A 22,698-nucleotide genomic window follows, 5' to 3' on the forward strand; every position below is an offset into this window, starting at 1 on the left:
TTGGTCATGATCGGCCCGACGGCGAAAGGCAGGAAATCCTCAAGACCGGTGCGCGCGGAGCTGATAAAGCCCCCGGGTGGTGGCGACCACCGCACCGGCAGCATCGGTCACCACCGCCTCCAACGTGTAATCGGCTTTGCCCCGCTCGGCGGCCTCGGCTTCGACGCGGGCGATGGTTTCCTCGTCCAACGTCGCCTCCGCACGCAGCGGCGTGGTGGCCATCCCGACGAATGAAATATCCACGTTTTTCACCAGTGGGAAGTACTTGCTCGCGTCGAATGTCGACAGGGCGATGATGCCGCCCAGGATTTCGGCGACGGTGAACTGGACGCCGGCGTAGATGACGCCGAAGTGGTTGCCGTTGCCCTCCGCTGGAACACTGGTCGCTGCGAAGCCCCGACGGGCTTCCAATACCTGCACGCCCATCTTGCCGGCAACCGGAATGGTCGATGCCAGACTCGCATTCATCATTTCGACGACTTGGTCAGCCACGCTGTCGATGGTCGCATACCCCGCGTCGCGCTACGCAGCGCCGTTGGTCAGTGGCCGGCGGCGCACAGTTCGTGGTGGTGGCACTGGTTACCGCCGAGGCGCTTGGCCTGGTACATCGCCCCGTCGGAAGCAAAGATCAGCTCCTCGAGCAGCGACTGGTGTTCGCCGGTCGGGGTGTCATCCAGCCGCGCGCAAGCGGTGCCGATGCTGGCCGTGACGCCGGCCGTAGAAGCCTCGACGGCTCGGCATAATTGCGCGGCGAATAACTCGGCGTTGCAGATCGCCGAGGTTCCGGCCACCAGAAACTCCTCGCCCCCGCTGCGGGCGACCACCGCCTGGTCATTTGCGGCGGCCAGCAGCGCCTGGGCGACCTGCACCAGCGCGTGATCGCCGGCCGCGTGCCCGCGGTTGTCGTTGAGACCTTTGAAATTGTCGAGGTCGATCAACAACACGACCAGGTGTGCGTCGATGCCGCGGCGGGCCAGCATCATCCCTAAGGCGTTGTGCTGAAAAGCACGACGATTAAGTAGGCCGGTCAGCGGGTCGCGGTCAGCGCGCAGTAGGTCGCCCGCCAGGGCGCGGACCAGGATTCCAATCGCCAAGGGGAGGGCGATGTTGACCTCCAGCACCAGCCACAGGTCGACTGCGGCCAGCGACAGATGTCCGGATGTCGCCAGTCGGGAAGCCTCGTAGAGAGCGACACCGGCGGCGATCGCGAAGTTGTACATCACGAATGCCGTCGTGTGGAAGAACGCAATGTAGGCACCGAAGGTTGCGAATGCGATGCATCCAATCAACGCAGCCAACGGATTGGGGTGCGCCAAACAGGCCAGGGCGACCGCGGCGTTGCACGTCACGGCGAATGCCACCGACTGCCCGCGGGTGGGCCACCGCCATACCCACAACAGCGCGCCCGCCACCCCACCGGCGACGGCCATCCACGTCATCGCGACCGGTAGCGCGCCGCGGGGTCCGTCCGATCCGTACAGCAACGCGATCAGGCACAACACCATTGACCCGGCGAGAAAGGACATCAGGGCCCGGGTGGCACCGCTGAGGCCTCGCGAGGCCAGATAACCGGAGAGCCAGTCGTACTGATCAGCACGCCACCGGCTAAACACCGCGGTCATTGTCGACTCTTAATCGCTTCCGCCGATATCGGAATTCGAGGTCTTCGCCCCAACAGTCACGGCCCGGTCCGCGACCAAACAAGCGGATTATCGCTGATGTGCCATCAAAATGCCTATTCTCGGTATTCGCTGCGGAGTTCTGCGCTGCCTACCGGTGCCGACGGGGTGAATTCGACCGGCATTCGTTCCAAACCGCTGACGAAATTTGCCGGTCGCAGCGGCAGCGCAGCGTCGGACGAAAGCCGCATATCCGGCAGCCGCCGCAGCAACCGCTCCTGCATCATCGAGAGCTCGAGGCGCGCCAGTTGGTTGCCGAGGCAGAAATGGGTGCCGAACCCGAACGCCACGTGGTTGTTGGGGTAGCGGTCGATCCGGAAGTTCTCGGGGTCGCCGAACACCGCCTCGTCGAAGTTTGCGGACTCGAACAACAGGATGATCTTTTCGCCTTGGGTGAGCCGTGCGCCGTGGAACTCGGTGTCCGCGGTGAGTGTCCGTGCCATGTTCTTCACCGGCGAAGTCCAGCGCAGCATTTCTTCGATGGCGTTGGGCAACAATTGCGGGTCGCCCACCAGCCGTTGGTGCTGTTCTGGGTGGCGCAGCAGTTGCGCGGTGCCGCCAGACAGCGTGTGCCGGGTGGTCTCGTCGCCTCCGATCAACAGCAGCAGCACCTCGGTGACGATCTCGTGGTCTGCGAGCTTCGCGCCGTCGACCTCCGAGTGCACCAGCACGCTGACCAAATCGTCGGTCGGCTCGGCTTTGCGCGCCGCGATCATGGTGGTCATGTATTCGGTGTAGGCGGCAAACGCGTCGATCGAGACCTGGAAGTCCTGGTCGGCGGTGGTGCTGCTGAGAAAGCTGACCATGTCGTCAGACCAGCGCAGGAACATCGTGCGTTCCTCCGGCAGCACACCCAGCATGTCGCCGATGACGGCCATCGGCAGCGGGGCGGCGATATCCCAGACGAAGTCGCACTCGCCGCGCTCGCACACCGCGTCGATCAACGCGTCGCATAGCGCGCCGATCGAGCGTTCTTTGTCCTTCACGCGCTTGCGGGTGAACCCGGCGTTGACCAGTTTGCGTCGCAACAGGTGTTCGGGATCGTCCATTGCGATCATCATCGGCGGCGCGGCCTGGTCCGGCCGGATTCCGCCGGCGTTGGAGAACAGCTCCGGCGCGCGCTCGGCTTCGATCACCGCCTGATAAGACGCCGCGGCAGCCAGGCCCGCGCGATCCCGGAACACCGGCTCATACCGGCGCATCCACCGGTACGCCGAGCGCGAGTCGCCCGCATAGAAGGCGCCGTCGGTGAGGTCGACGTCGGGCCGTGGTTCGGCTTGCAGCTCGCTGGTCTGTGACACGCTCACCCTTCCCGTCCCCGCGGTGGAGTGATTTACCGTAGATATTACAGTACGGCCTGTGGTACGAGTCACACCGGATTGGCCGGCCACCTACAGAGGCGCATCCCGATCAGACCATGGGAGTGCCTGCTCGAGTTGAGCCGCCAACCGGATCAGCAGCGACTCACCGGCCAGCGGCGCCACGAATTGGACGCCGAGCGGCAACGAGTCGGCGGTCCAGTGCAGTGGCAACGAGATCGCCGGTCGCCCAGTGAGATTCGCAAGTTGGGTGTAGGGCACCCAGCCCAGGTTCTTGTCCACCATGTCGTCGACGATCTTGGTGTAGCGCAGCATGCGGGCGGTCCGCGTTTTCAGCAACGCGTCGGCTGCACGCTGCAATGGGACCGGTAGGTCGAACTCGCCCACCCTCGGGGGCGGGGTCGCCAGAGTCGGCGTCAACAACAGGTCGTAGGACTCGAAGAACGTGCTTAGTCGGCGCGTGTGCTCATGTCGCCGTTCGACGGCGTCCACATAGTCGATGCCGCTGGTGGCACGACCGAGCGCGGCCATGATCAACGTGTCGCGCTCGAAGGACTCGTTGCCCGCCCCGGTAAGTTGCTTCGTCTGCTCGACGTCCCACGCCAAGTGGACGAACCAGGTGAGCAGAAAGTCGCGGGCGAGTGCGTCGTCGTCGTAGGGCGCTCTTGGCAACTCGTCGACGTGGTGACCCAGATCGCTGAGAACTCGCACGGTCGCTTCGACCGCCGCGAACGCCTCGGGGTGCGGATTCGGGTTGATCGCCGACGGCACCCGCACGCCGATCCGCAGCCGCCCGGGATCCTCGCCGACGCAGGACGCAAACGGCTTCGGTGGCAACGCCGGCACGTACGGCCCGAACGGTTCGCCGCCGCAGATGACGTCGAGCATGGCCGCGGTATCGCGCACTGTTCGGGATACGACGCCCTGCACCGCCGCCCCGTGCATGGCTTCGCCCGATGCCGGGCCGAGCGGGGTCAAGCCGCGTCCCGGCTTCAGTCCGACCAAGCCGCAGCATGCCGCCGGGATGCGTGTGGAACCCCCGCCATCATTGGCACCCGCACACGGCACGATGCCCGCCGCGACAGCGGCGGCCGAACCGCCCGAGGATCCGCCGGGCGTTCGCTGCAGATCCCACGGATTACGGGCCGGGCCCCAGGCTTCCGATTCGGTGATGCCCTTGGCCCCGAACTCGGGCAGGTTGGTCTTGCCGAAGATGACCAGCCCGGCGTCCAGCCAGCGCTGCACGACGGTTGCGTGCTCGGCGACAGGCGTCGACATCAGCGCGCGGGACCCCTGCGAGGTGGGCAGCCCCGCGTAGTCCTGCGCGATGTCCTTGATCAGGAACGGGACGCCGGCGAATGGGCCCTGCCGCTGGTCCGCTGGCGCGACCGGGATGTCGCGCACGATCGCGTTGATCCGGGGGTTGACCTCGGCGGCCCGCTCCCGGGCGAGGGTGAGCAACTCCGCCGCGGTCACCTCCTTGTCAGCGACCAGTTTCGCCAGTCCGGTGGCGTCATACCTGCGGTACTCGTCGAAGTCCATGGTTCGACGGTAGCCGCCCCGAATCACCGGCTGGGGTTTCGCGACAGCCGAATGCGGTGATCCTGGAGCTGTGGACAAGCAAGACGAGGGCGACACCGGCCCGGTGCCGATGGACGCCAGACAGAGCACGGAAGCGCAGCGCGAACAGGAGGAGCAGCTCGAGCACCAGGACGGTGATCCGGGCGCGCCCGGCGCGCAGCAATCCCACCACCAGATTCCCGACGAGAGCACCCGGTAACGCCCGCCCGGCAGGCCCGCCGGAACCACCGCCTGGTATCGCCCACTGCGCACCTCGGCCAATAGTGTTGCCGTGCAGACAACCTCCGCCTTTTAATGGCTATGCACACCACGACGGAGGTTCCATGACTGGGCAGATCCCCTTGGTCGACTATTTGGTACTCGACGATGGACCACCGCACCTGGTCGCGCAGCGGTGCACCAACTGCGACGCCCGGTTTTTCGACCGGCGCAACGCCTGCGCCGGCTGCTTTGCAACGGACTTCGCCCCAGTTGCGGTCGCCACCGAAGGCACCGTGCGGACGTTCACCATCGTCACGTTCGCCGCGCCGGGCATCCCGACCCCGTTCGTAGCTTCCGTGGTCGACTGTGACGGCACCCAGGTCCGGGCCAACCTCGTCAACGTCGAACCCACGCCCGAGCATGTCCGCGACGGAATGAAGGTGCGACTGGCCACCTACCCGATCGGCGCGGACTCCGAGGGCACCGAGGCAATCGGCTTCGGGTTCGAGCCCGCCGAATAAGCGAATGGAGCGGCGATGAGCGCCAGTGACGAAATCTGGATCCTTGGCATTCGGATGACCAAGTTCGGTAAGCATCCCGACCTGGACACCGTTGACCTGGCCGCCGAGGCTGCCACCGGTGCGCTTGCCGACGCGGGCGTGACCATGGCCGACATCGGGGTGATCGCGGCCGGCAACCTGATGGCCGCGAATGCCGGTATCGGACAACAACTTCAGAAGCAGATCGGGCAGACCGGCATACCCGTGTACAACGTGGCCAACGCCTGCGCGACCGGAGCCACCGCCCTGCGAACAGCCATCATGGCCGTAAAGGCCGGCGAGGTCGCCTACGGGCTGGCCGTCGGGGTGGAGAAACTGTCGGGTGCCGGGCTACTCGGCGGGGGCGGCAAGAAGAAGGCCGACGCCGAGGTGTGGGCACCCAAGGGTCGCTACGGCGCGGTCGCACCGGTCGACGGCCGTATCGGTACCGAAGCGATGCCCGGTGTGTTCGCTCAGATCGGCACCGAGTACGGACACAAGTACGGCGGCACCAGCTTCGAGCTCTTCGCCAAGATCAGCGAGAAGAACCACGCCCATTCGACACTGAATCCGCTTGCGGCATACCAGAAGCGATTCACACTTGAGCAGATCATGAACGACGTCATGATCGCCTACCCGAATACTCGTGCGATGTGTTCGGCCAACTGCGACGGTGCCGCGGCCGCGGTGGTGTGCAACGGTGAGACGCTGAAGTCACTGTCGCTCGAACAACGCCGGCGCGCGGTTAAGGTCTCGGCGTCCGTCCTGACGACCGACCCCTACGAAGAGGGCTGCCAGGTCCTGCCGAACGTCAACACGCTGACCCGCAACGCCGCCGCGACCGCTTACGAGCAAGCCGGCATCGGCCCCGCCGACCTCGACCTGGTCGAGCTGCACGACTGCTTCGCCACCGCCGAACTGGTGCACTACGACAACTTGATGTTGTGCGAAGAAGGCGGTGCCGCAGACTATTTCAACTCGGGCGCCACCTGGCGCGACGGCTCCACGCCGGTGAACGTGTCCGGCGGCCTGCAGTCAAAGGGCCACCCCATCGCCGCCACCGGCATTGCCAACATCTGGGAGGTGTGCCATCACTTGCGGGGCGAGGCCGCCGATCGCCAGATCGAGAACGCCAAGGTGGGTCTGGCGCATGTGATCGGCCTGGGCTCCGCTTGCGGTGTCCACATCCTGGAGAAGTCGGCCGTCTAGACGCAGCGGAACCGACCCACACTCGAATTATCTGGACCCGCAGGTAGTTTCGATGTCGCGCTTCAGCCCGCGGCTTTCAACGACGTCAGCGCGCCGGCACCCAATCGCGCTAGTTCGTCTGCCTCGTCGATGTTCAGCGCGGCCGCGAAGATTTCGGTCATCCGGCGGTTGGTCACGTCTTGGATCTCGGCGTAGCGATCCCTTTTGTCCGAGCCGTCGGCGAACGGCTCAGGCCAGCCGAACATGGTGGTGTATTCGCGGCCCTTGTTGAGCATATGGGCTTTGACCGGGTGGATACCGGAGTTGGCAAGTGCATTGAAATGCACACCGGCCTGCAGTTCGCGTAGGATGAACATCACCTGCAGCGCCCGCGCCGGGGCATCGTCGGCTAGTGGCATCGTGCGCCAGCCCGCATACAGCGGCAGCCCTGCGGCCGGTGTCGCCGCGATGATCTTCTCGCCCAACTCGGCGAAGCGATTCAGCCCTGGGGTGCCGGCCAGATGCTTGCGGGCGAAGTTCGCGGTTTGTTCCCAATACAATTCGGCGGCACCAGCCGCTCCGCGCACCGCGACGCCTTCCTCCCACAGCGCACCAAGCGCATTCGGTTCGAACACCACGAACACCGAACCGACGGTGACGCCGTTGGCCTCACCCAGCACGCCGCCACGACCGGCCACATACCCGGCCAGCGGGTTCTGGTATCCGGCACCGACGCTCTCAGCGAAGGTTTCCGGGTGCAGCATGAAGATCGCCACCGCTTGCTGAATGGGTACTCCCGCGGCCCGGGCGGCCTCAGACATCGCGTCGCTCATCACACTTCTCCTTTTTTGTCCCGCGTCCTTAAGTCCCGCGTCCTTATGTCCCGCCCCGCATGAGAGTCGTTCGCGCCGAATAGTACGCCGGTGGCGATTCCGGCTGAGATGATGTCCCGATGGCCCCGAAGGCACCTGCGGCAACTGAGGACGAGCCGTGTCGATGCGGATCACGCCGCAGCTATGCCGCCTGTTGTGGGCCGTTACACGCCGGCATCGCGAACGGTGAACCCCGCGCCGAAACCGCCCTGGCGCTAATGCGTTCGCGTTTCAGCGCATTCACTCTCGGTGCAACCGAATACCTCCTCGCGACCTGGCATCCCAGCACCCGGCCGAGCCGTCTCGCTTTGGACGGCGACGTCACATGGCGCCGGCTTCAGATCGTCGACACGGAAGCCGGCGGCCCCGACGACGCTACCGGGGTTGTCGAGTTTCGCGCCCAGTACGAGCGGGACGGCAGACGACACATCATGCGCGAACGCAGTCGATTCGTCCGGGAGAACGGTCGATGGCTGTATGTGGACGGCGAGCTGGCCGACTGAGCTACTGCTCGCTGATCAAACTCAGATAACGCTGCACTGGCGGCGGCTGAGTCTGCACCGCAACAGGTTTGGTCATTCTGCCGCTGGCAAACGCCGCGCGCAGATTGTCGCGGGCCGCGTCGACATCGGTGTCGATTTCGTAGAGGGTGATGAAGCTGTCGCCGTCTGTCTGCCAGCGGCGCGCCGACACAAACCCGTCGATTGTCAGCATCTCGGGCAGGTGAACCTCGTCGTGCCAGCGGTGATACTCCTCGACGAGTTCTGCCGACTCGGGTTTGCTCTCGACAAACAGCAACGATTTGCCCACTGCGAATCTCCTTCTACTGGATCGGCTCGTCGCCGAGGACCGTGGTGCGCAACATTTCGCGCGGCGAATCCGGGTCGTAGGGGGCGGCGCGGTGTAGGACGCCGCGGTTGTCCCAGATGACGGTGTCACCAACCGACCAGCTGTGGCTGTATACCCGGTCCGGCACGGTGGCACGCTCGAGCAATTCGTTCAGCAGTGCCCGACCCCGGTCGAGGTCCATGCCTACCACGTAGTCCGCGGATGCGCCCAGCACCAACGACTTTCGCCCGCTGCGATGCGTCCAGATCAGGGGATGCTCGTGGGTGGGACGAGAACGCCAGCGCGCCAGCACCTCTGGGCTGGGATCGGGAGTGACGCGCCGTTGCGAGGCTTCCAGGGAATGGACCACCCGTAGCGTGCCGAGGTAGTCCTTTTCTTCGGGAGTCAACGCCTCATAGGCGGCGTAGGAGTTGGCGAACTCCGTTTCCCCGCCCGACTCGGCGACGTGCACCGCCGACAGGACGGTGGCCTTTTGCGGGTACTCATCGCCGGTGGGCGTACAGCCATCGATGTGCCAGTCGAATGTTGCCTTCAGGTACGCCGCCGAAGAATTCTTCGTCGGGTTCAAGGTGATGGGATAGATGCCCGCAACGGGGTGGTGGCCGTCGGAGGAGTGGTCAATCTCGCCGAGGCGCTTGCAGAAGGCGACTTGGGCCACCGGATCCAGCGAAAGCCCGCGGAACACCAGAACTCCGTTGTCCTCCAATGCATCCAGGATCGCCTCAGCCAGGATGTCGCCCGAAATGTCATCGGAAGCGAGTCGGGTGGGATCGAGGTCAACGACCTCCGCCCCGACTGACTCGGTGAGCTTGGTGACGGTAAGCAGACTCATCGTCCGTCCTTTCTTGCGCGCTGCGCGATCAGGGCACCGGTTCGTCGGTGCGCACCATGACGGCGTCGGCAGCGCTGACCGGTACCGGCTGATGCATGATCTCGACCGCCATGGCGACCATGATCAGCGAATAGATCATGTGCAGAAGGTTGAGCGCGTCATCGGGCAGACCGTCCAACGCAAACTTGTCGCAATAGTCGATGGCCTCTTCCAGTCGCGGGAAGAACGCGTCGTAGAACGCCTGCATCTGCGGCATGCTGCTGTTGACACGGGCATTCCAGCGTTCGGTCTCGGTGGCCAGACACCAGAGGGGCGCGTACTGCTCGAGTTCGGCAAAGGCACTGGGCAGCAACGGTTTTGACATGATTACACGCTCACCGGTGTGCGCTGGTTGCGATACGCTTCGACCCAGTCGACCACGACTTTATGGAGATGCCGTACCAGGATTTCCTGGTCGTTAAGCGGGAAGTCGTCGACGATGCCGTACTCGAGCGCGGCCTGGGTACCGCCCAGCATGCCGGCATCCTGCAACGCGAACTCCTTGAGCACCACTGCTGCGACTTCGTGTTCGACGCGTTCCCGCACACTGCGAGCCGGATGGAAGTACGTGTAGGCCTCAAAGCGGTGGGTGTTGTACCAAGTGGGCCAGTAGCGGTAGAGCAAGTACCAGCCGCCATAGATCAAAATCTCGATATTGGGGAAGATCTGGAAATTGCTGATTCCCCAGGGTTCGATACCACCGGGATTGAGGCCGGCGGGCAGCTCGCCGATATCCGGGGTGCGCCACGGGCCGACGAGCCCACTTCTGGTGGCCCGCTCGATCGGGTACATGTACTCAGGTGCCAGCAGCCAGCGACGCCGCCCGGCAGTGGACACCATCCGATGCGGCCCGTCGAGTTGGAAGTGCCCGCAGGTAAATCCGGCGTTGGGGTCCCGTACCTCGGCCGGCACCTGCTGGGGATGCAGCGACGGCACGTGGTAATACTCCTGGAACGCGTCGGCGAAGATCTTCCAGTTGCTGTTGTTGTGCGCCACCCACTCGTAGCGCTCGGTCAGCTTCCCAAACGGATAGTCGTCCAGGCCGGTGATCATCGGGCCCAGGAATTCGCGCAGGCTCTGCTCGGGTTCCGGAGCGAGGTTGACGAAGACGAAACCGTTCCACACGTCGCAGTGCACCGGGCTCAGGCCGTAGTCGGCCATATCGAGATCGAAGAACTCCGACGGCTGCTGCACGAATGTCAGTGCGCCCGTGAGGTCGTACCGCCAGCCGTGATACTTGCAGGTGAACTGGCGACAGGTCCCGCGCGTCTGCTCACCGGGAAATTCGTTCCACACCAACTTGTTTCCTCGATGGCGGCACACGTTGTAGAAGGCGCGGATCTGCTCGTCGCGCCCCTTGACCAGGATGATCGAAACGCGCGCGACCTCGATCTCTTTGGTCAGATAGCTTCCCACGCGCGGCAGTTCCTCGATCCGCGCCACGTTGAGCCAGGCCCGCTTGAAGACGGCTTCGCGTTCGAGTTCGTAGAACTCCGGTGAGGTCGAATCGCGGAATGAGACGGGACCGGTACCCAGGTCGGCATAGTGCTCGGTCCACGAGCCTTCCGGGGGGCGTCCTGATCGCGTCATGTCACGTCTCCGTTCTCAAAACATTTGTCGCGCAACCGGTGTCACAGCACTGAACCGCCGTTGACTCCGATGACCTGGCCGGTGATGTATCTGGCCTCCTCGGAGCTCAGGAATCCGACGGCGGCCGCGATATCGGCGCCGGTGCCCAAAAAGCCCACCGGGATATTGGCGGCGATCTGTTCGTTGGGTGGCAGGTATCCGGCCGCCTGGGATTGGTGTTGCATCGGCGTCTCGATACCCGACGGCGGGATGGTGTTGACGGTGATCCCGTGTGTGGCGAATTCACGCGCCAGCGACTTGGTCAGGGTGATCACCCCGCCTTTGGACGCCGCGTAGTGGGCGGCGAACGGTGACCCACGCTGGGCGCTGGACGACGAAATCAGCACGATCCGGCCCCATTTCGCCGCCAGCATGTCCGGCAGCGCGACTTGGCAACAGTGAAAAGTGCCGGTGAGGTTGACATCGATAATCCGCGCCCAATCGTGTGCGGTGATTTCGACGAAGGGCGAGTAGCCGAAGAGACCGGCGCTGGTCACCAAAACCGACACGGGACCCAGCTCGCTGCGGATCTTGGCAAATGCCTGTTCGACCGCAGCCCGATCGGTGACGTCGGCGCCGACCCCGAGCGCAGTCGTCCCGGCGGCGCGAAGATCTTCGGTGACACGTTGCGCCGCTTGTTCATTCAAGTCGAACACCGCGACGCGATGCCCGCGTCGGCCCAGTTCGTGGCAGGTCGCTTCACCGATGCCGGACGCGCCGCCGGTCACCACCGCCACCCGCGCGCTCATTCGTAGACCACCCCGATGGTGGGGCTGGTGGGCAGCGCCTGACAGGTCAGCACCCAGCCTTCTTCCACTTCGTCGTCCTCGAGTGCGTCGTTGTTCAGCATCCGGGCGCTTCCCTCGGTCAACCGCGCCATACATGTTCCGCACGAACCGATTTCGCACGATGACGGTGGGTTCAGCCCGGCCATCCGCGCCGTCTGCAGCAAGGTCTCCCCCGCTTGGTACGGCACGGTGGTGGCGCGCTGGTTCAGCCGAATGGTCACCGCCTGGGTGACCGCGGCAGTCGAGTCGGGCATCACGACCACAGTATCAACTACTTGCGACTAATATCAAGTACTAGAGACATGGGTCAGCGCTCGGCGTGATCGGTGAAGAATTCGTGGCCGGTGCCCTTTTCGACCACCCGCCCGAGCAGCTCGCGCAGGGTTTCCTTTTCGTCCTCGCTGAGGACGCCGAATACCTGCTCGTGCGCGGCGACGGCGTCACCGACCACGGTGGCGACGACATCTTGACCCTGCTCGGTCAGATAGGCCTGCAGGATGCGCTTGTGCTGGGGGTCCTGCCTGCGTTCCACCAGACCGCGCCGCTCCAGCGCGGTCAGCGCCAGCTGAACTCCTTGCGGGCTGATCAGCAGGCGACGGGCCAACTCGGCGCCGGAAAGGCCCGGCTCGTTGGAAAGTTGGCGCAGCACACCGACTTGAGCCGTGCTGACACCGTGCGCGCTGATCGCGTCGTTCACTGTGGTCAGCGAGAAATAGAACGCCTGCTTGAGCAGCCACAGGATGTTTTCAGTCAGTTCCATCCGTGCCTCCTGCCGGCGGAGGCGCCTTATGGACTTGTCCATCTTTCATGACGAACGACACGTCAAGGGTGGCCGCGATGTCGCGAGACGGATCACCCGGAACGGCGATGATGTCCGCCAGATAACCGGGCGCCAATCGACCCAGCTCATGGTCGGCCTCGATGAGCTCGGCCGATACCACCGTGGCGGCGCGGATTGCCTGCATCGGGGTCATACCCCGTTCGACCAGCGCACAGATCTCCTTGGCGTTTTCACCATGCGGGATCGCCGGCGCGTCAGAGCCGCAGGCGATCCGGACTCCGGCGGCAATGGCCTTGGGCAGCATCGCCTTTGCGCGCGGAAACACCTCCTCGGCTTTCTTGCGCAGTTCCGGTGCGATCCGGTCGATCGCCAGCGCGTCGGTGAGGTAGGTGGTGGAGACCAGGAAGGTGCCGTGGTCGACCATCATCTGAATGGTCTCGTCGCTGGCCAAGAATCCGTGCTCGATGCAGTCGATGCCGGCGCGGATGCACGCCTGAACCGCGGAGTCCCCGACCGCGTGCGCGGCCACCCGAACCCCGGCGCGGTGGGCTTCGTCGGCGATCGCGGCGAACTCCGCGTCGGAGTACTGCTGGGCCCCGGGGGCGGTGCTGTGCGACATGACGCCGCCCGACGCCGACACCTTGATCAGCTTGGCGCCGTGACGGACTTGGTAACGGACACAGGCGATCACATCGGGAACGCCATTGGCGATGCCCTCGGCCACCGACAACGGCATGATTCCCGGCGCCAACCGCTGGAACACCGTGGGATCGAGATGACCGCCGTATGGGGTGACTGCGTGACCGGCGGGATAGATCCGCGGTCCCGCATGCCAGCCCTGGTCGATCGCTCGCTGCAATGCAACGTCGAGCAGGTAGCCGCCGGTCTTGACCATCAGGCCCAGGTTGCGAACTGTGGTGAAGCCGGCGTCCAGCGTGGTGCGGGCGTTGACCGCGCCGCGCAGGGTGCGATATGCCGGGTCGTCCTGCACGCCGTGCATCGGCGATGGCAGACCTTCTGGTCCGCCGGGGCCGCCGATGAGCAGGTTGAGTTCCATGTCCATCAGGCCGGGCAGCAGCGTGACGTCCCCGAGATCAATAACCGTGGCCGAATCCGGCAGTGGCTCTGATGGATTGATTGCGGTGATGCGCTGTCCCTCGACCACCACCACGGCGGGCGCGCGCACCTGTCCGGCGTCGACGTCAGCCCAGCGGGCGGCCCGCAGGACGGTGGTCATGGAACAGGCTCGGACACGCAGTCCAATGTGGAGGCGCCCGAGTCCGGCACGCGCGGTTGCTTCCAGCACTCGACCGGGAACGACACCATGATCATCGAATACAACAGATGCATCAGGTTCAGGACGTCCTCGGGAAGGTCGTCGAGCGGAAACTTGTCGCAGTAGGTCAACGCCTCTTCGGCGCGCGGGGTGATCGCGTCGTAGAAGGCCTTCATCTCCGTCATCGAACTGGCCAACCGCTTGGCATAACGCTGCGCTTCGGTGGGCAGACACCACTGGCTGAACGGCTCCAAATCGGCGAATTCGCTTGGCAGCAAAGCAGGTGACGTGTTCACACCCCCACCGCCCCAGCCGTCTTCGTGCGGTACTCCTCGATCCATGCCGCGGTTTCCTTGTGCAGATGACGCAGCAGTATCTCCTGGTCGTTGAGCAGGAACCGGTCGATCACGCGCGACTCCAGCATGCCCTGCGTGGCCTCCAAAGTGTTCGCATCCTGAAGGCCGTACTCCTTGAACGAAACCGCCGCCAGCTCCTGGGCGACGCGCTCGCGCGGCGTGCGCGGCTGCGGGAAATACAGGGTGCCCTCGAAGATGTGGCTGTTGAACGAGGTTGGCCAATAGTGATAGGTCAAATACCAGCCCTGCCCCCAGAACAGGATGACGAAGTTGGGGAACAGCTGAAACGAATCAAGGCCCCACGGATCGCATTTCGCCGGGTTCAGCCCCGGCGGCATCTCGCCCAGATCCGGCTTGTCCCACGGACCGAACAGCCCGCTCTGGCAGATGTCCTCGATCGGCTTGCGCATGTCCTCCGACATTTCCCAGGCCCGCACACCGGAGGTGCTGACCAACCGGTGCGGCCCGTCGAGCCGGTAGTGCGGGGCCTCAAATCCCGCTTCCGCTGCGGCTTTTGAGTAGGCGGTCGGCGATTGGTTCGCGTGCAATACCGGTGCGTGATAGAACTCCTGGAACGCATCCATGTACAGCTTCCAGTTCGCCTTCACCTCCGAGCGGTAGTGCCAGCGCGAAGTCATCTCTCCGAACGGGTAGCCCTCCAAATCTGTCACCATCGGCCCCAGGAATTCACGCAACGACTGCTCGGGCTGCTTGGCGAAATTGACGAATACGAAGCCTTCCCAGACTTCGCAGTGCACCGACACCAGGCCGTAGCGGCTCTTGTCGAGGTCGAAGAACTCACCTTCCTGCTGTACGAACGTCAGGTTGCCGTCCAGGTCGTAGCGCCAGGCGTGGTACTTGCAGGTGAATTGGCGGCACACCCCGCTGGTCTCCTCTAGCGGCATGTCGTTCCAGACCAGTTTGTTGCCCCGGTGCCGGCAGATGTTGTGATACGCCCTGATATCACCAGACGTCGTGCGCACCACGATGATTGAGGTGTTGACGACCTTGAGTTCCTTGGTGAAATAGCTACCTTTTCGGGGCACTTGTTCGACCCGGCCGACATTGAGCCAGGCTCGCTTGAAGATCGCCGCCCGCTCCAGCTCGTAGATTTCGGGATTGATCGAGTCCTCGTAGGACACCGGATCGACACCGAGTTCGGGGTAGTGCTGGGTCCAGCTGCCCTCCGGCGGCTTGGGGAATCGAGCCATGGTCGCTCCTGTCCGTCGGAACCCGACGGTATATGCTGTGGCCATCAATCGCAAGTAGTTGATAATGGCGGTGGAGGTGGGCATGGAAATGCAGGTAGCCCGGAGTCGTTCGGTATTCGCGTCGGCGGGGACTTTTGACGTCATTTCTCCGCACACCGGGGAAGTGATAGCCGAAATCGGTTCTGCCGGACCGGCGGACGTCGATGCGGCGGTCCATGCCGCGCGGGTCGCTTTTGACTCTGGCCCATGGGCGAAGTTCGGTCCCGCGCAGCGGATCGCGGCAGTTCGGCGCCTCGCCGACGTCTATGACCAACGGCGTCAAGAAATGGCCGGCATCATCAGTGCGGAAATCGGCGCTCCCATCAGCTTCGCGCAGCGTGCTCAAGTCGGGCTGCCCTCGATGATGATCCGGGCGTTCTGCGACCTGGCCGAAAGGCACCCCTGGCAAGAAAGCCGGGCCGGGTTCTTCGGGGCCGACGTCCAAATCCGCAAGGAGCCCGTGGGCGTTGTCGGCGCGATTGTGCCGTGGAACATGCCGCAGTTCCTGATCGTCACCAAACTGGTGCCCGCGCTGCTGGCTGGTTGCACGGTCGTGCTGAAACCGGCAGCCGAATCACCTTTGGACGCACTGCTTTTGGCCGAGATGCTGGACGAGGTCGACCTACCGTCGGGCGTGGTGAGCATGCTGCCTGGGGGCGGCGACGTCGGTCAGCTCCTGGCTGGCCATGCCGGGGTGGACAAGGTGTCGTTCACCGGATCCAGCGCGGCCGGAAAGTCCGTGGCAGCCGCATGCGCGGCAAACCTGACCAAGGTAAGCCTCGAGTTGGGCGGAAAGTCAGCGGCGGTCGTGCTCGATGACGCGCCACCGGAAAAGGTCGCTGCCGGTGTGCGATCCGCCAGCCTGTCCAACAGCGGCCAGATCTGCAACGCGCTGACCCGGGTTCTGGTCCCTCAACAGCGTCACGACGAGTACGTCGATGCGCTCGCCGCCGAAATGAGCGGCCTGCGCGTCGGCGACCCCAGCGATCCCCAGACCCAGCTCGGTCCGCTGGTGTCCGCCCGCCAGCAACGGCGGGTCCGTGAATACATCCAGCTCGGGGAACAGGAAGGGGCTCGACGGGTCGTCGGTGGCGCCGAGATGCCCGAAGGAATCGACCGGGGCTGGTACATACGCCCGACGCTGTTCGCCGAAGCCGACAACGCCATGCGCATTGCGCGCGAAGAGATCTTCGGACCCGTCATCACCGTGATCCCGTATCGCGACGAGGAAGACGCCGTGGCCATCGCCAACGACTCCGATTACGGATTGGCCGGATCGGTGTGGACCGGTGACACCGAGCGTGCCCTGGCCATCGCCGCCCGCATCCGCACCGGGACGCTCGGTATCAACCAGGGCTACACGATGGATCCGTTCGCGCCGTTCGGCGGCGTCAAGTCGAGCGGTTATGGTCGCGAGCTGGGACCGGAGGGCTTAGACGGCTTCCTGAACACCAAGTCGATTGCGGTCGGCGGTTAGAAGTTCATCCCGGAGAACATGATTCGGTTCGGGTCGTACTTCTGCCGTACCGCGCTCAACCGGGCCAGGTTCGTGCCGAAATAGCGCGCCGGAGGTTGGTTGGCCTCCACGTAGTTCACATAGCCGCCGACTGAATGCTGTTGCACCGCTTGATGTGCCGTGCTGAGCCAGCTGGTTGCTGCCGCCGCAGAGCCGGATGTTTCGACGTACCACTGCACGAGCGCGGACTGCCGACGCCACGGAAATGGAGTGGCCGCCGGCGCGACCGTCGCCATCGCGCCGTCGAGGGCATGCATGATCGCCAACATGCGTCCCGCACCGCGGGGAAAAGCATCGACGGCCGCCGCGATCCCCTTCGCCACGGCCGGGGTGACGGTGGTGAAAACATCGGAGCCGCCGACATATCCCACCGGCGCCGGGTTGAGGTTTCCGACGGCGAGATACCGCACCAGGTCGAGGTAGTTGAACGTGTGGTTCTCGGTGCCGGTCGGTTGCGCTCCGACGGCCGCGATGATGGCTTCGGCTACGGCGGCGCCCGATCCGACCGGGCAGGTGGCCAGAATGCGGCAGTGCGTACCCGTCGCCTCGGTGGTGCTGTCGGCCAACGCCCAGCTGTTGCGATCGGCAGTTCGCAACCAGTTCTGCCAACCGACCAGCACTTGGGCGAACGATTGCTGCGGGTAGATGAGGTTCACCGCGTCGACGTCCATGGTGGGGAAGGTGGCGAACGTCAATGACGTTGTCACGCCGAAGTTTCCGCCGCCGCCGCCGCGCAGCGCCCAGAACAGGTCTGGGTTGCTCGTCGCAGACGCGGTGACCGCCTGACCATTGGCCAGCACGACTGAAGCCGACGTCAGTTGGTCGCAAAGCATGCCCGCGTGCCGGGACTGAGCGCCTAGCCCGCCACCCAGGGCGTGCCCACCCGCGCCGACCGTCGGGCAGGTACCCGTCGGGATGCCCCGGCCCGCGGCGGCCAGTGCCTGGTGTATCTCGTACAAACCGGTCGCGGGAGTGACGGTGACTTGCCCGGTTGCGGCGTCGTAGTTGACTCCGCCGGGCAGTTGCCGCAGGTCGAGCACCATCGCTCCATCGGCCGTGGACGCCCCGATGTAGGAGTGCCCACCACTGCGCGCGGCCACCTTGAGCTTGTGGGCCGCAGCGAACGCCACCGCCTTCTGCACGTCGGCCACTGAGGTCGGGGCGACGATCGCCGCTGGCGTCGACCCGTTGTAGTTGGTATTGAAAACCTGTTTGGCCGAGGCGAATTGCGGGCTGCCGGACTGCTCTACGTGTCCGGCGAGCGCGGTGGACAGCCCGTCCCAGCCCGGAGATGCCGCGGGATCCGCACTGGCACGTCCGGGCCCGAGCATCACGCCGGCGGCCAGCGCCCCGGCGGCACCACGCAGGAACGCCTGGCGGGAAATCTCACGCGACAAGGCGCTCCCCCAATACGGTCATGTGGGGAATTGTCAGCGACGGCCCGACGGAGACCGTGGTGCCATAACGCACGGCAACCGAAACGTGTTCGAACCTTTATCCGCCCGGGGTGTCAGCGCGGTGCGACGAACGGCACCAGCACCTCGTCGACGAGTTGCACGATCAGTTCGTCGTCGATCGGGTCGCCGGTCACCAGCAGCCGGTGCCAGAGCACACTCTGGCCGAGTTCGCGGGCGATCTCGACGGGGACGTCGGAACGCACGTCGCCGCGCGCGATCCCCCTGGATAACAGGTCGGCCATCTCTTTTTTCCGCCAACCGATCACCTCGGTACGGAAAACCTCAGCGAACTCGGAATCGTGTGCGGCCGTGGCGATTCCAGCTTGGATGATGCCGGCCTGTGGGCCGGTGAACAACTCCGCCCAACCGCGCAGGATCGCCAGCATGTCCTCGCGGTAGCTGCCGGTGTCGTCGTGCGGGATCGCCGCGGTGGCGGTGCGCAGCAGGGTGTCGCGCAAGAGTGCTCGCCCGTCTGGCCAGCGCCGGTAGAGGACCGCCTTACTGGTACCGGCGGCGGCGGCGACCGCCTCCATGGTGACGCCGGTGGTGCCGTGCTCGCAGACTATTCCCAGCACGGCATCCATGATCGCCGCTTCGAGTTCCGCACCGTGACGCCGACGCATCGCAATCCTTTCCAAGAAACGATTGCGTTTCTTAGCAACAGCACTTACCCTCTGACTCAAGAAACGTTACCGTATCTTGGAGGTTGTCATGCAGGCTCGCCCGGTTCTCTATCCGCTACGGTCGGTCGATACCGCGACCGTCCGCTACTTCCGTGCTCCGCACCACCGGCGCCGCGTCACCATCGACCACCGTGTGCTCGCCGGCGTAACGCCGGCCATGCTGCTCGATTGGTTCACGCACCTGGGCGAAACGATGTCCTACGGCGGCGAGGTCATTGACCGCTACCTCGCCTGGCACCCGATCGACCACATTCGCTGGGAACTGGCCCGTCCGGCGCCCGGCGGCGGCGCGGCCGAGGGTGCGCGCTTTCGCATCGTGGAAGCGTTCGGCGCACGGCCCGAATTCAAGGTCGACGTCGTCGACCGGGTCGAGAAGCTGGACGAGACAGGCATCCGGCTGGTGACCCGATTTGCGGGCGTCATCGTCCTTCAGCTCGAGCACACCTGGTCGGCGGGCTCCGATGGCGCGCACTACGTCACCGTGCTGGACGTCGGCGCACGCACGCCGCTGTTCGCGTTGGCCAACCGCTTGGTGAGCAGGCGCTTTCCCGACGACATGCTGCAGGCATGGGTGAGGCACAACATCGAAGAAGTCGGGCAGCTGGAATACCTGCTGCCGCAACTGCCTTCGTCCTCGGAGGTCGGAGAAACGTCAAGGATCTGTTGAGTTGAGTCTCAGCCCGCGCCTTTGCCGTTGTCGACCCGATACACGGCGCCGTGCACGGCGGCTGCGTCGTCACTGGCAAGGAAGGCAATGACATTGGCGACATCGAGGGGTTGCATCATGCCGCGCGGTGCGGCAGAACGCATGATCAGTTCGTAGTTGGGATCTTCCGGGGCGCTGAACTGTTCGATCTGCGGAGTCAGCATGCCGCCGGGACAAACCGCATTGACGCGCAATCGATCCGCGGTGTACTCGATGGCCAGCGCGCGGGTCAGTCCGATCAAACCGTGCTTGGCCGAACAATAGCCGGCCGAGTACGCCTGCCCCTCGACACCGGCGATCGAAGCGACGTTGACGATGTTGCCGCCGCGGGCCAGCAGGTGCGGTAGCGCGGCCCGGCACAGAAAAAACGGCCCGTTCAGGTTTACCGCGAGATCGTCTTCCCAGTCCTCGTCACTCATCGACTCGGTGCGGCGCATCCGGTGGTGGCCGGCGATATTGATCAACACATCCAGTCCGCCAAACCGCGAAACGCACTGCTCCACCGCGTCGCGGCAGGCTTGGGCCACGGTCACATTCACCGAGGCGTAGCCACCGCCTTCGATGTCGTCGAACACCGTTGCGAGCTTGTCGGGGTCTCGCGCGATCCCGAAAACCGTTGCGCCGCTGCGAGACAGCAAGCGTGCTGTCTCGGCACCCAAGCCGGAGGAGGCGCCGGTGACCAGTGCCACCTTGCCCTGCAACCCTGCCATAAGCGGTCAGGTCCTGGTCAGCTCGGCGTATCGCGCGATGTGGGCATCGGTGGTTCCGAATTCGTACTCGACTGCGGTGAGCCGCTTGAAATAGTGACCGATCGCCAGTTCCTCGGTCATTCCCATTCCGCCGTGCAACTGCACGGCCTGCTGACCGATCATCCGAGCCGCGCGGCCAACGGTGGCCTTGGCCACCGATACGGTGCGGGCGCGTACCGCGTCGTCAGCCTCCAGATTGAGGATCGCGAGGTAAACGGCGGCGACAGACTGCTCGAGTTCCATGTACATGTCGACCATGCGGTGTTGCAGCACTTGAAAGTTTCCGATCGGCTGGCCGAACTGCTGGCGTTGCTTGCAGTATTCGACGGTGTCCGCCAGCACCTTTCGCATGCAACCAACGGCCTCCGAACAGATCGCGACGGCACCCTCGTCCCGCGCCTGAGCCAAAGATGGCCAGGCACAGCCTTTTTCGCCGAGCAAGGCTTCGGGTCCGAGCCGCAGGTCGTTGAACACGATGTCGGCCGCGCGCCGGTCGTCGATAGTTCGATACGGGTGCACCTCAATGCCGGTTGAGTCGGAATCGGTGAGAAACAACGAGATTCCGTCTGAGTCGGGCGTGCGCGCGGTGATCAGCAGATGCGTCGCCAGCGGTGCATCTAAAGCCATGATCTTCGAACCGCTCAAAACCCAACCGTCGCCGTCGGGTTGGGCCGTCGTGGAGACGTCCTGCCAACGATCGGCCGATCCCGGCTCCGCGGCGGCCAACGACACGATCGCACTGCCCGCAGCAATCTTCTCCAACAGTGCTGTGGCCGCTGGACCGCCGGCGCGGAGCAGTAAGCCGCCGGCGACCACGACCGTGCCCACGTACGGCTCGATTACCAGCGCGTGCCCGAGCGCCTCGGTGATGACCATGAGTTCGACCGGGCCGCCGCCCATTCCCCCAACGTCTTCGGGCAATGGCGCGCCCAGGATGCCGAGTTCTTCGGCGAAACTGTGCCAGATGTCGGGCTGCCAGCCCGCACCGGTCTTGGCGACTGCCCGGCTGGTCTCGAGGTGATACCGCCCGTTGAGGAACTTCGCGAGTCCGTCACGCAGCAGTTGCTGCTCAGCGCTCAGGTTGAAGTCCATCTATAGCCCCAGGGTCGCTTTGGCGAGGATGTTGCGCTGAATTTCGTTGCTGCCCGCGTAAATCGAGCCGGCCCGGTCGTTGAAGTACCGCAGCGGGGCGATGGCCTGCCATGGGTCGCCGCACAGATATCCATCGGCGGGCGGTTCGAAGTCGGCGACCGGGCCGCCGGGAGCGGTAGCGTGCGGCTGGTAGGCCCGACCGTATGGTCCGGCCGCCTCCAGCGCGAGTTCGGTGAGTTTCTGGCTGAGTTCGGTGCCCAGAATCTTCAGCATCGACGACGCCGCACCGGGGTTGCGGCCTTCGGCCACCGCGGCCAGCACCCGGTATTCGAGGATCTCCAGCACTTCGGCGCGCATCTTCGCCTCGGCCAACTTGTGCGCGAAGGAGGGATCGTCGGACAAGCTCCCGCCAGCGGGTCCTGGCTGGCCCTACGCCGCTTGACCGATCTCCTCTGCCTGCACCTGCAGTGCCGGTGCCACCGCTCCCCCGCCGCGCTCGAACTCCAGAAGGTACTTGGCCACCGTCCAGCCGCTGTCGATGGCGCCAAGAACGTTGCCCTTGGGCACCCGTACCTCGTCGAAGAACACCTGGTTTTGGATTCGTTCACCCGACGTCATCACCAACGGCCGGATCGAGATGCCGGGTGAGGTCATGTCGATCAGCACGAACGTGATGCCCTGCTGCTTGCGCTCCATACGCGAGGTGCGCACCAGCGCAAACATCCAATTCGCTTCTGCGGCATGCGTTGTCCAGATCTTGCTGCCGGTACACACCAGATCGTCGCCGTCCGATACGGCGCCCATCGACAACGAGGCGAGATCCGACCCGGCCTCGGGCTCGGAATACCCCTGGCAGAAGAACACTTCGCCGTTGAGGATCCGGGGCAGGAAGTACTCCTTCTGTGCGTCCGTCCCGTATTTGATGATCGCGTGCGCGACCATCCGAATTCCCATCGGAGACAAGGACGGCGCGCCCGCCAGCGTCGTCTCCCGGCTAAAGATGTAATGCTGCGTGAGGCTCCAATCGCAGCCGCCGTACTCGACCGGCCACGCCGGTGCCGCCCAACCGCGCTCATGCAGGATCGCCTGCCATGCCATGCTCGCGTCGTGGTCGGCGTAGACGCTGGTCATCAACCTCCCGGCGCGCCGTATGTCGGGGGTGAGTTTCTCGTCAAGGAACCGCCGGACCTCCTCCTGGAAGGTCCGGTCACGCTCTGACCACTGCAGATCCATGAATGCCCTCAGCCCTAACCACGCTGTTCGGGTGATGTCGGGGTGAGTCTAGCCCAGGCGCCGTCGTCGATCTTCGCTGCCAT

The 22,698-nt window shown here is 64.7% G+C and carries 24 protein-coding genes and 2 pseudogenes; 6 read left to right on the forward strand and 20 right to left on the reverse strand.

Annotated elements, in window-relative coordinates; translation table 11 throughout:
* Positions 1 to 39: 39 nt before the first annotated feature.
* The 4 genes from A5634_RS20300 to A5634_RS20315 form a co-directional block, all read right to left on the reverse strand.
* The gene (locus A5634_RS20300; protein ID WP_065145856.1) at positions 40 to 471 is read right to left on the reverse strand and encodes a YiiD C-terminal domain-containing protein; all 432 of its coding nucleotides are present in this window, start codon (positions 469 to 471) and stop codon (positions 40 to 42) included.
* A 68-nt stretch (positions 472 to 539) separates the two neighbouring features.
* Positions 540 to 1,622: a GGDEF domain-containing protein gene (locus A5634_RS20305; protein ID WP_065145811.1), complete on the reverse strand. Its 1,083-nt coding sequence runs from the start codon at positions 1,620 to 1,622 to the stop codon at positions 540 to 542.
* Positions 1,623 to 1,735: 113 nt separating this feature from the next.
* On the reverse strand, positions 1,736 to 2,980 hold the full coding sequence (locus A5634_RS20310; protein WP_065145857.1) for a cytochrome P450: 1,245 nt from the start codon (positions 2,978 to 2,980) through the stop codon (positions 1,736 to 1,738).
* A gap of 90 nt (positions 2,981 to 3,070) precedes the next feature.
* On the reverse strand, positions 3,071 to 4,540 hold the full coding sequence (locus A5634_RS20315; protein ID WP_065145812.1) for an amidase: 1,470 nt from the start codon (positions 4,538 to 4,540) through the stop codon (positions 3,071 to 3,073).
* A 70-nt stretch (positions 4,541 to 4,610) separates the two neighbouring features.
* Here A5634_RS20315 and A5634_RS28745 point away from each other — a divergent pair, with 70 nt between their 5' ends.
* The 3 genes from A5634_RS28745 to A5634_RS20325 all read left to right on the forward strand — a co-directional run bounded on the left by A5634_RS28745 (position 4,611) and on the right by A5634_RS20325 (position 6,528).
* Positions 4,611 to 4,778 (forward strand): hypothetical protein, encoded by a 168-nt coding sequence (locus tag A5634_RS28745; protein ID WP_172831747.1) that lies wholly within the window; start codon positions 4,611 to 4,613, stop codon positions 4,776 to 4,778.
* A gap of 124 nt (positions 4,779 to 4,902) precedes the next feature.
* The gene (locus tag A5634_RS20320) at positions 4,903 to 5,301 is read left to right on the forward strand and encodes a Zn-ribbon domain-containing OB-fold protein (RefSeq protein ID WP_065145813.1); all 399 of its coding nucleotides are present in this window, start codon (positions 4,903 to 4,905) and stop codon (positions 5,299 to 5,301) included.
* A gap of 15 nt (positions 5,302 to 5,316) precedes the next feature.
* Positions 5,317 to 6,528 (forward strand): thiolase family protein, encoded by a 1,212-nt coding sequence (locus A5634_RS20325; protein ID WP_065145814.1) that lies wholly within the window; start codon positions 5,317 to 5,319, stop codon positions 6,526 to 6,528.
* Between the two features lie 62 nt (positions 6,529 to 6,590).
* On the opposite strand, the gene A5634_RS20330 is transcribed toward A5634_RS20325, so the two are convergent.
* Positions 6,591 to 7,340, reverse strand: coding sequence for an SCO6745 family protein (locus A5634_RS20330; protein WP_065145815.1), 750 nt, complete (start codon positions 7,338 to 7,340; stop codon positions 6,591 to 6,593).
* A 119-nt stretch (positions 7,341 to 7,459) separates the two neighbouring features.
* On the opposite strand from A5634_RS20330, the gene A5634_RS20335 reads away from it, so the two are divergent.
* Positions 7,460 to 7,882, forward strand: coding sequence for a YchJ family protein (locus A5634_RS20335; RefSeq protein ID WP_065145816.1), 423 nt, complete (start codon positions 7,460 to 7,462; stop codon positions 7,880 to 7,882).
* Between the two features lies 1 nt (position 7,883).
* On the opposite strand, the gene A5634_RS20340 is transcribed toward A5634_RS20335, so the two are convergent.
* From A5634_RS20340 to A5634_RS20385, 10 genes and pseudogenes are all read right to left on the reverse strand, one after another.
* Complete coding sequence (locus A5634_RS20340; protein WP_065145817.1) at positions 7,884 to 8,189, reverse strand: hypothetical protein; 306 nt, start codon at positions 8,187 to 8,189, stop codon at positions 7,884 to 7,886.
* Positions 8,190 to 8,202: 13 nt separating this feature from the next.
* Positions 8,203 to 9,060 (reverse strand): TauD/TfdA dioxygenase family protein, encoded by an 858-nt coding sequence (locus A5634_RS20345; RefSeq protein ID WP_065145818.1) that lies wholly within the window; start codon positions 9,058 to 9,060, stop codon positions 8,203 to 8,205.
* Between the two features lie 28 nt (positions 9,061 to 9,088).
* Positions 9,089 to 9,424 carry a hypothetical protein gene (locus A5634_RS20350; RefSeq protein WP_065145819.1) on the reverse strand — a complete coding sequence of 112 codons (336 nt, stop codon included), beginning with the start codon at positions 9,422 to 9,424 and terminating at the stop codon, positions 9,089 to 9,091.
* A 2-nt stretch (positions 9,425 to 9,426) separates the two neighbouring features.
* Entirely contained in the window at positions 9,427 to 10,689 is a 1,263-nt protein-coding gene (locus tag A5634_RS20355; RefSeq protein ID WP_065145820.1) for an aromatic ring-hydroxylating oxygenase subunit alpha, read from the reverse strand.
* Positions 10,690 to 10,730: 41 nt separating this feature from the next.
* Positions 10,731 to 11,477: an SDR family NAD(P)-dependent oxidoreductase gene (locus A5634_RS20360; RefSeq protein WP_065145821.1), complete on the reverse strand. Its 747-nt coding sequence runs from the start codon at positions 11,475 to 11,477 to the stop codon at positions 10,731 to 10,733.
* Positions 11,474 to 11,716 (reverse strand): annotated as a pseudogene (locus A5634_RS20365) (2Fe-2S iron-sulfur cluster-binding protein); the annotation flags it as partial. The pseudogene A5634_RS20365 and the gene A5634_RS20360, both read right to left, overlap by 4 nt.
* A 107-nt stretch (positions 11,717 to 11,823) precedes the next feature.
* A complete protein-coding gene (locus A5634_RS20370) occupies positions 11,824 to 12,276 on the reverse strand; it encodes a MarR family winged helix-turn-helix transcriptional regulator (protein ID WP_065145822.1) in 453 nt (150 codons plus the stop codon).
* On the reverse strand, positions 12,263 to 13,534 hold the full coding sequence (locus A5634_RS20375; protein WP_065145823.1) for a metal-dependent hydrolase family protein: 1,272 nt from the start codon (positions 13,532 to 13,534) through the stop codon (positions 12,263 to 12,265). Before A5634_RS20375 ends, A5634_RS20370 begins: the two co-directional genes overlap by 14 nt.
* Positions 13,531 to 13,869 (reverse strand): hypothetical protein, encoded by a 339-nt coding sequence (locus A5634_RS20380; protein ID WP_065145824.1) that lies wholly within the window; start codon positions 13,867 to 13,869, stop codon positions 13,531 to 13,533. Before A5634_RS20380 ends, A5634_RS20375 begins: the two co-directional genes overlap by 4 nt.
* Positions 13,866 to 15,140: an aromatic ring-hydroxylating oxygenase subunit alpha gene (locus tag A5634_RS20385; RefSeq protein ID WP_065145859.1), complete on the reverse strand. Its 1,275-nt coding sequence runs from the start codon at positions 15,138 to 15,140 to the stop codon at positions 13,866 to 13,868. The genes A5634_RS20380 and A5634_RS20385 overlap by 4 nt, the downstream gene beginning before the upstream one ends.
* Positions 15,141 to 15,228: 88 nt before the next feature.
* On the opposite strand from A5634_RS20385, the gene A5634_RS20390 reads away from it, so the two are divergent.
* Entirely contained in the window at positions 15,229 to 16,656 is a 1,428-nt protein-coding gene (locus A5634_RS20390) for an aldehyde dehydrogenase (RefSeq protein WP_065145860.1), read from the forward strand.
* Here the strand turns inward: A5634_RS20390 and A5634_RS20395 are convergent.
* On the reverse strand, positions 16,653 to 18,092 hold the full coding sequence (locus tag A5634_RS20395) for an FAD-dependent oxidoreductase (protein WP_065145825.1): 1,440 nt from the start codon (positions 18,090 to 18,092) through the stop codon (positions 16,653 to 16,655). The genes A5634_RS20390 and A5634_RS20395 overlap by 4 nt on opposite strands.
* Before the next feature lie 113 nt (positions 18,093 to 18,205).
* Positions 18,206 to 18,775, reverse strand: coding sequence for a TetR/AcrR family transcriptional regulator (locus tag A5634_RS20400; protein WP_065145826.1), 570 nt, complete (start codon positions 18,773 to 18,775; stop codon positions 18,206 to 18,208).
* A gap of 88 nt (positions 18,776 to 18,863) precedes the next feature.
* Here A5634_RS20400 and A5634_RS20405 point away from each other — a divergent pair, with 88 nt between their 5' ends.
* Positions 18,864 to 19,502 carry a hypothetical protein gene (locus A5634_RS20405; RefSeq protein WP_065145827.1) on the forward strand — a complete coding sequence of 213 codons (639 nt, stop codon included), beginning with the start codon at positions 18,864 to 18,866 and terminating at the stop codon, positions 19,500 to 19,502.
* An 8-nt stretch (positions 19,503 to 19,510) separates the two neighbouring features.
* Here A5634_RS20405 and A5634_RS20410 read toward each other — a convergent pair whose 3' ends face one another.
* The 3 genes and pseudogenes from A5634_RS20410 to A5634_RS20420 form a co-directional block, all read right to left on the reverse strand.
* Entirely contained in the window at positions 19,511 to 20,251 is a 741-nt protein-coding gene (locus A5634_RS20410; RefSeq protein ID WP_065145828.1) for an SDR family NAD(P)-dependent oxidoreductase, read from the reverse strand.
* A 6-nt stretch (positions 20,252 to 20,257) separates the two neighbouring features.
* Positions 20,258 to 21,382, reverse strand: a complete 1,125-nt coding sequence (locus tag A5634_RS20415) for an acyl-CoA dehydrogenase family protein (RefSeq protein ID WP_065145829.1) — start codon at positions 21,380 to 21,382, stop codon at positions 20,258 to 20,260.
* Positions 21,383 to 22,615: pseudogene (locus tag A5634_RS20420) on the reverse strand (acyl-CoA dehydrogenase family protein). It lies immediately after the preceding gene.
* Between the last annotated feature and the right edge of the window lie 83 nt (positions 22,616 to 22,698).

Source organism: Mycobacterium asiaticum (assembly GCF_001673365.1).
Classification (GTDB): Bacteria; Actinomycetota; Actinomycetes; order Mycobacteriales; family Mycobacteriaceae; genus Mycobacterium; species Mycobacterium asiaticum_A.

Excerpts from the sequence above, each read along its gene's own strand:
- A5634_RS20300 (WP_065145856.1), bottom strand. The coding sequence starts at position 471 with ATGATGAATGCGAGTCTGGCATCGACCATTCCGGTTGCCGGCAAGATG.
- A5634_RS20385 (WP_065145859.1), bottom strand. The coding sequence starts at position 15,140 with ATGGCTCGATTCCCCAAGCCGCCGGAGGGCAGCTGGACCCAGCACTAC.
- A5634_RS20355 (WP_065145820.1), bottom strand. The coding sequence starts at position 10,689 with ATGACGCGATCAGGACGCCCCCCGGAAGGCTCGTGGACCGAGCACTAT.
- A5634_RS20320 (WP_065145813.1), top strand. The coding sequence starts at position 4,903 with ATGACTGGGCAGATCCCCTTGGTCGACTATTTGGTACTCGACGATGGA.
- A5634_RS20405 (WP_065145827.1), top strand. The coding sequence starts at position 18,864 with ATGCAGGCTCGCCCGGTTCTCTATCCGCTACGGTCGGTCGATACCGCG.
- A5634_RS20400 (WP_065145826.1), bottom strand. The coding sequence starts at position 18,775 with ATGCGTCGGCGTCACGGTGCGGAACTCGAAGCGGCGATCATGGATGCC.
- A5634_RS20315 (WP_065145812.1), bottom strand. The coding sequence starts at position 4,540 with ATGGACTTCGACGAGTACCGCAGGTATGACGCCACCGGACTGGCGAAA.
- A5634_RS20330 (WP_065145815.1), bottom strand. The coding sequence starts at position 7,340 with ATGAGCGACGCGATGTCTGAGGCCGCCCGGGCCGCGGGAGTACCCATT.
- A5634_RS20325 (WP_065145814.1), top strand. The coding sequence starts at position 5,317 with ATGAGCGCCAGTGACGAAATCTGGATCCTTGGCATTCGGATGACCAAG.
- A5634_RS20415 (WP_065145829.1), bottom strand. The coding sequence starts at position 21,382 with ATGGACTTCAACCTGAGCGCTGAGCAGCAACTGCTGCGTGACGGACTC.
- A5634_RS20350 (WP_065145819.1), bottom strand. The coding sequence starts at position 9,424 with ATGTCAAAACCGTTGCTGCCCAGTGCCTTTGCCGAACTCGAGCAGTAC.
- A5634_RS20345 (WP_065145818.1), bottom strand. The coding sequence starts at position 9,060 with ATGAGTCTGCTTACCGTCACCAAGCTCACCGAGTCAGTCGGGGCGGAG.
- A5634_RS20360 (WP_065145821.1), bottom strand. The coding sequence starts at position 11,477 with ATGAGCGCGCGGGTGGCGGTGGTGACCGGCGGCGCGTCCGGCATCGGT.
- A5634_RS20390 (WP_065145860.1), top strand. The coding sequence starts at position 15,229 with ATGCAGGTAGCCCGGAGTCGTTCGGTATTCGCGTCGGCGGGGACTTTT.
- A5634_RS20370 (WP_065145822.1), bottom strand. The coding sequence starts at position 12,276 with ATGGAACTGACTGAAAACATCCTGTGGCTGCTCAAGCAGGCGTTCTAT.
- A5634_RS20305 (WP_065145811.1), bottom strand. The coding sequence starts at position 1,622 with ATGACCGCGGTGTTTAGCCGGTGGCGTGCTGATCAGTACGACTGGCTC.
- A5634_RS20375 (WP_065145823.1), bottom strand. The coding sequence starts at position 13,534 with ATGACCACCGTCCTGCGGGCCGCCCGCTGGGCTGACGTCGACGCCGGA.
- A5634_RS20335 (WP_065145816.1), top strand. The coding sequence starts at position 7,460 with ATGGCCCCGAAGGCACCTGCGGCAACTGAGGACGAGCCGTGTCGATGC.
- A5634_RS20410 (WP_065145828.1), bottom strand. The coding sequence starts at position 20,251 with ATGGCAGGGTTGCAGGGCAAGGTGGCACTGGTCACCGGCGCCTCCTCC.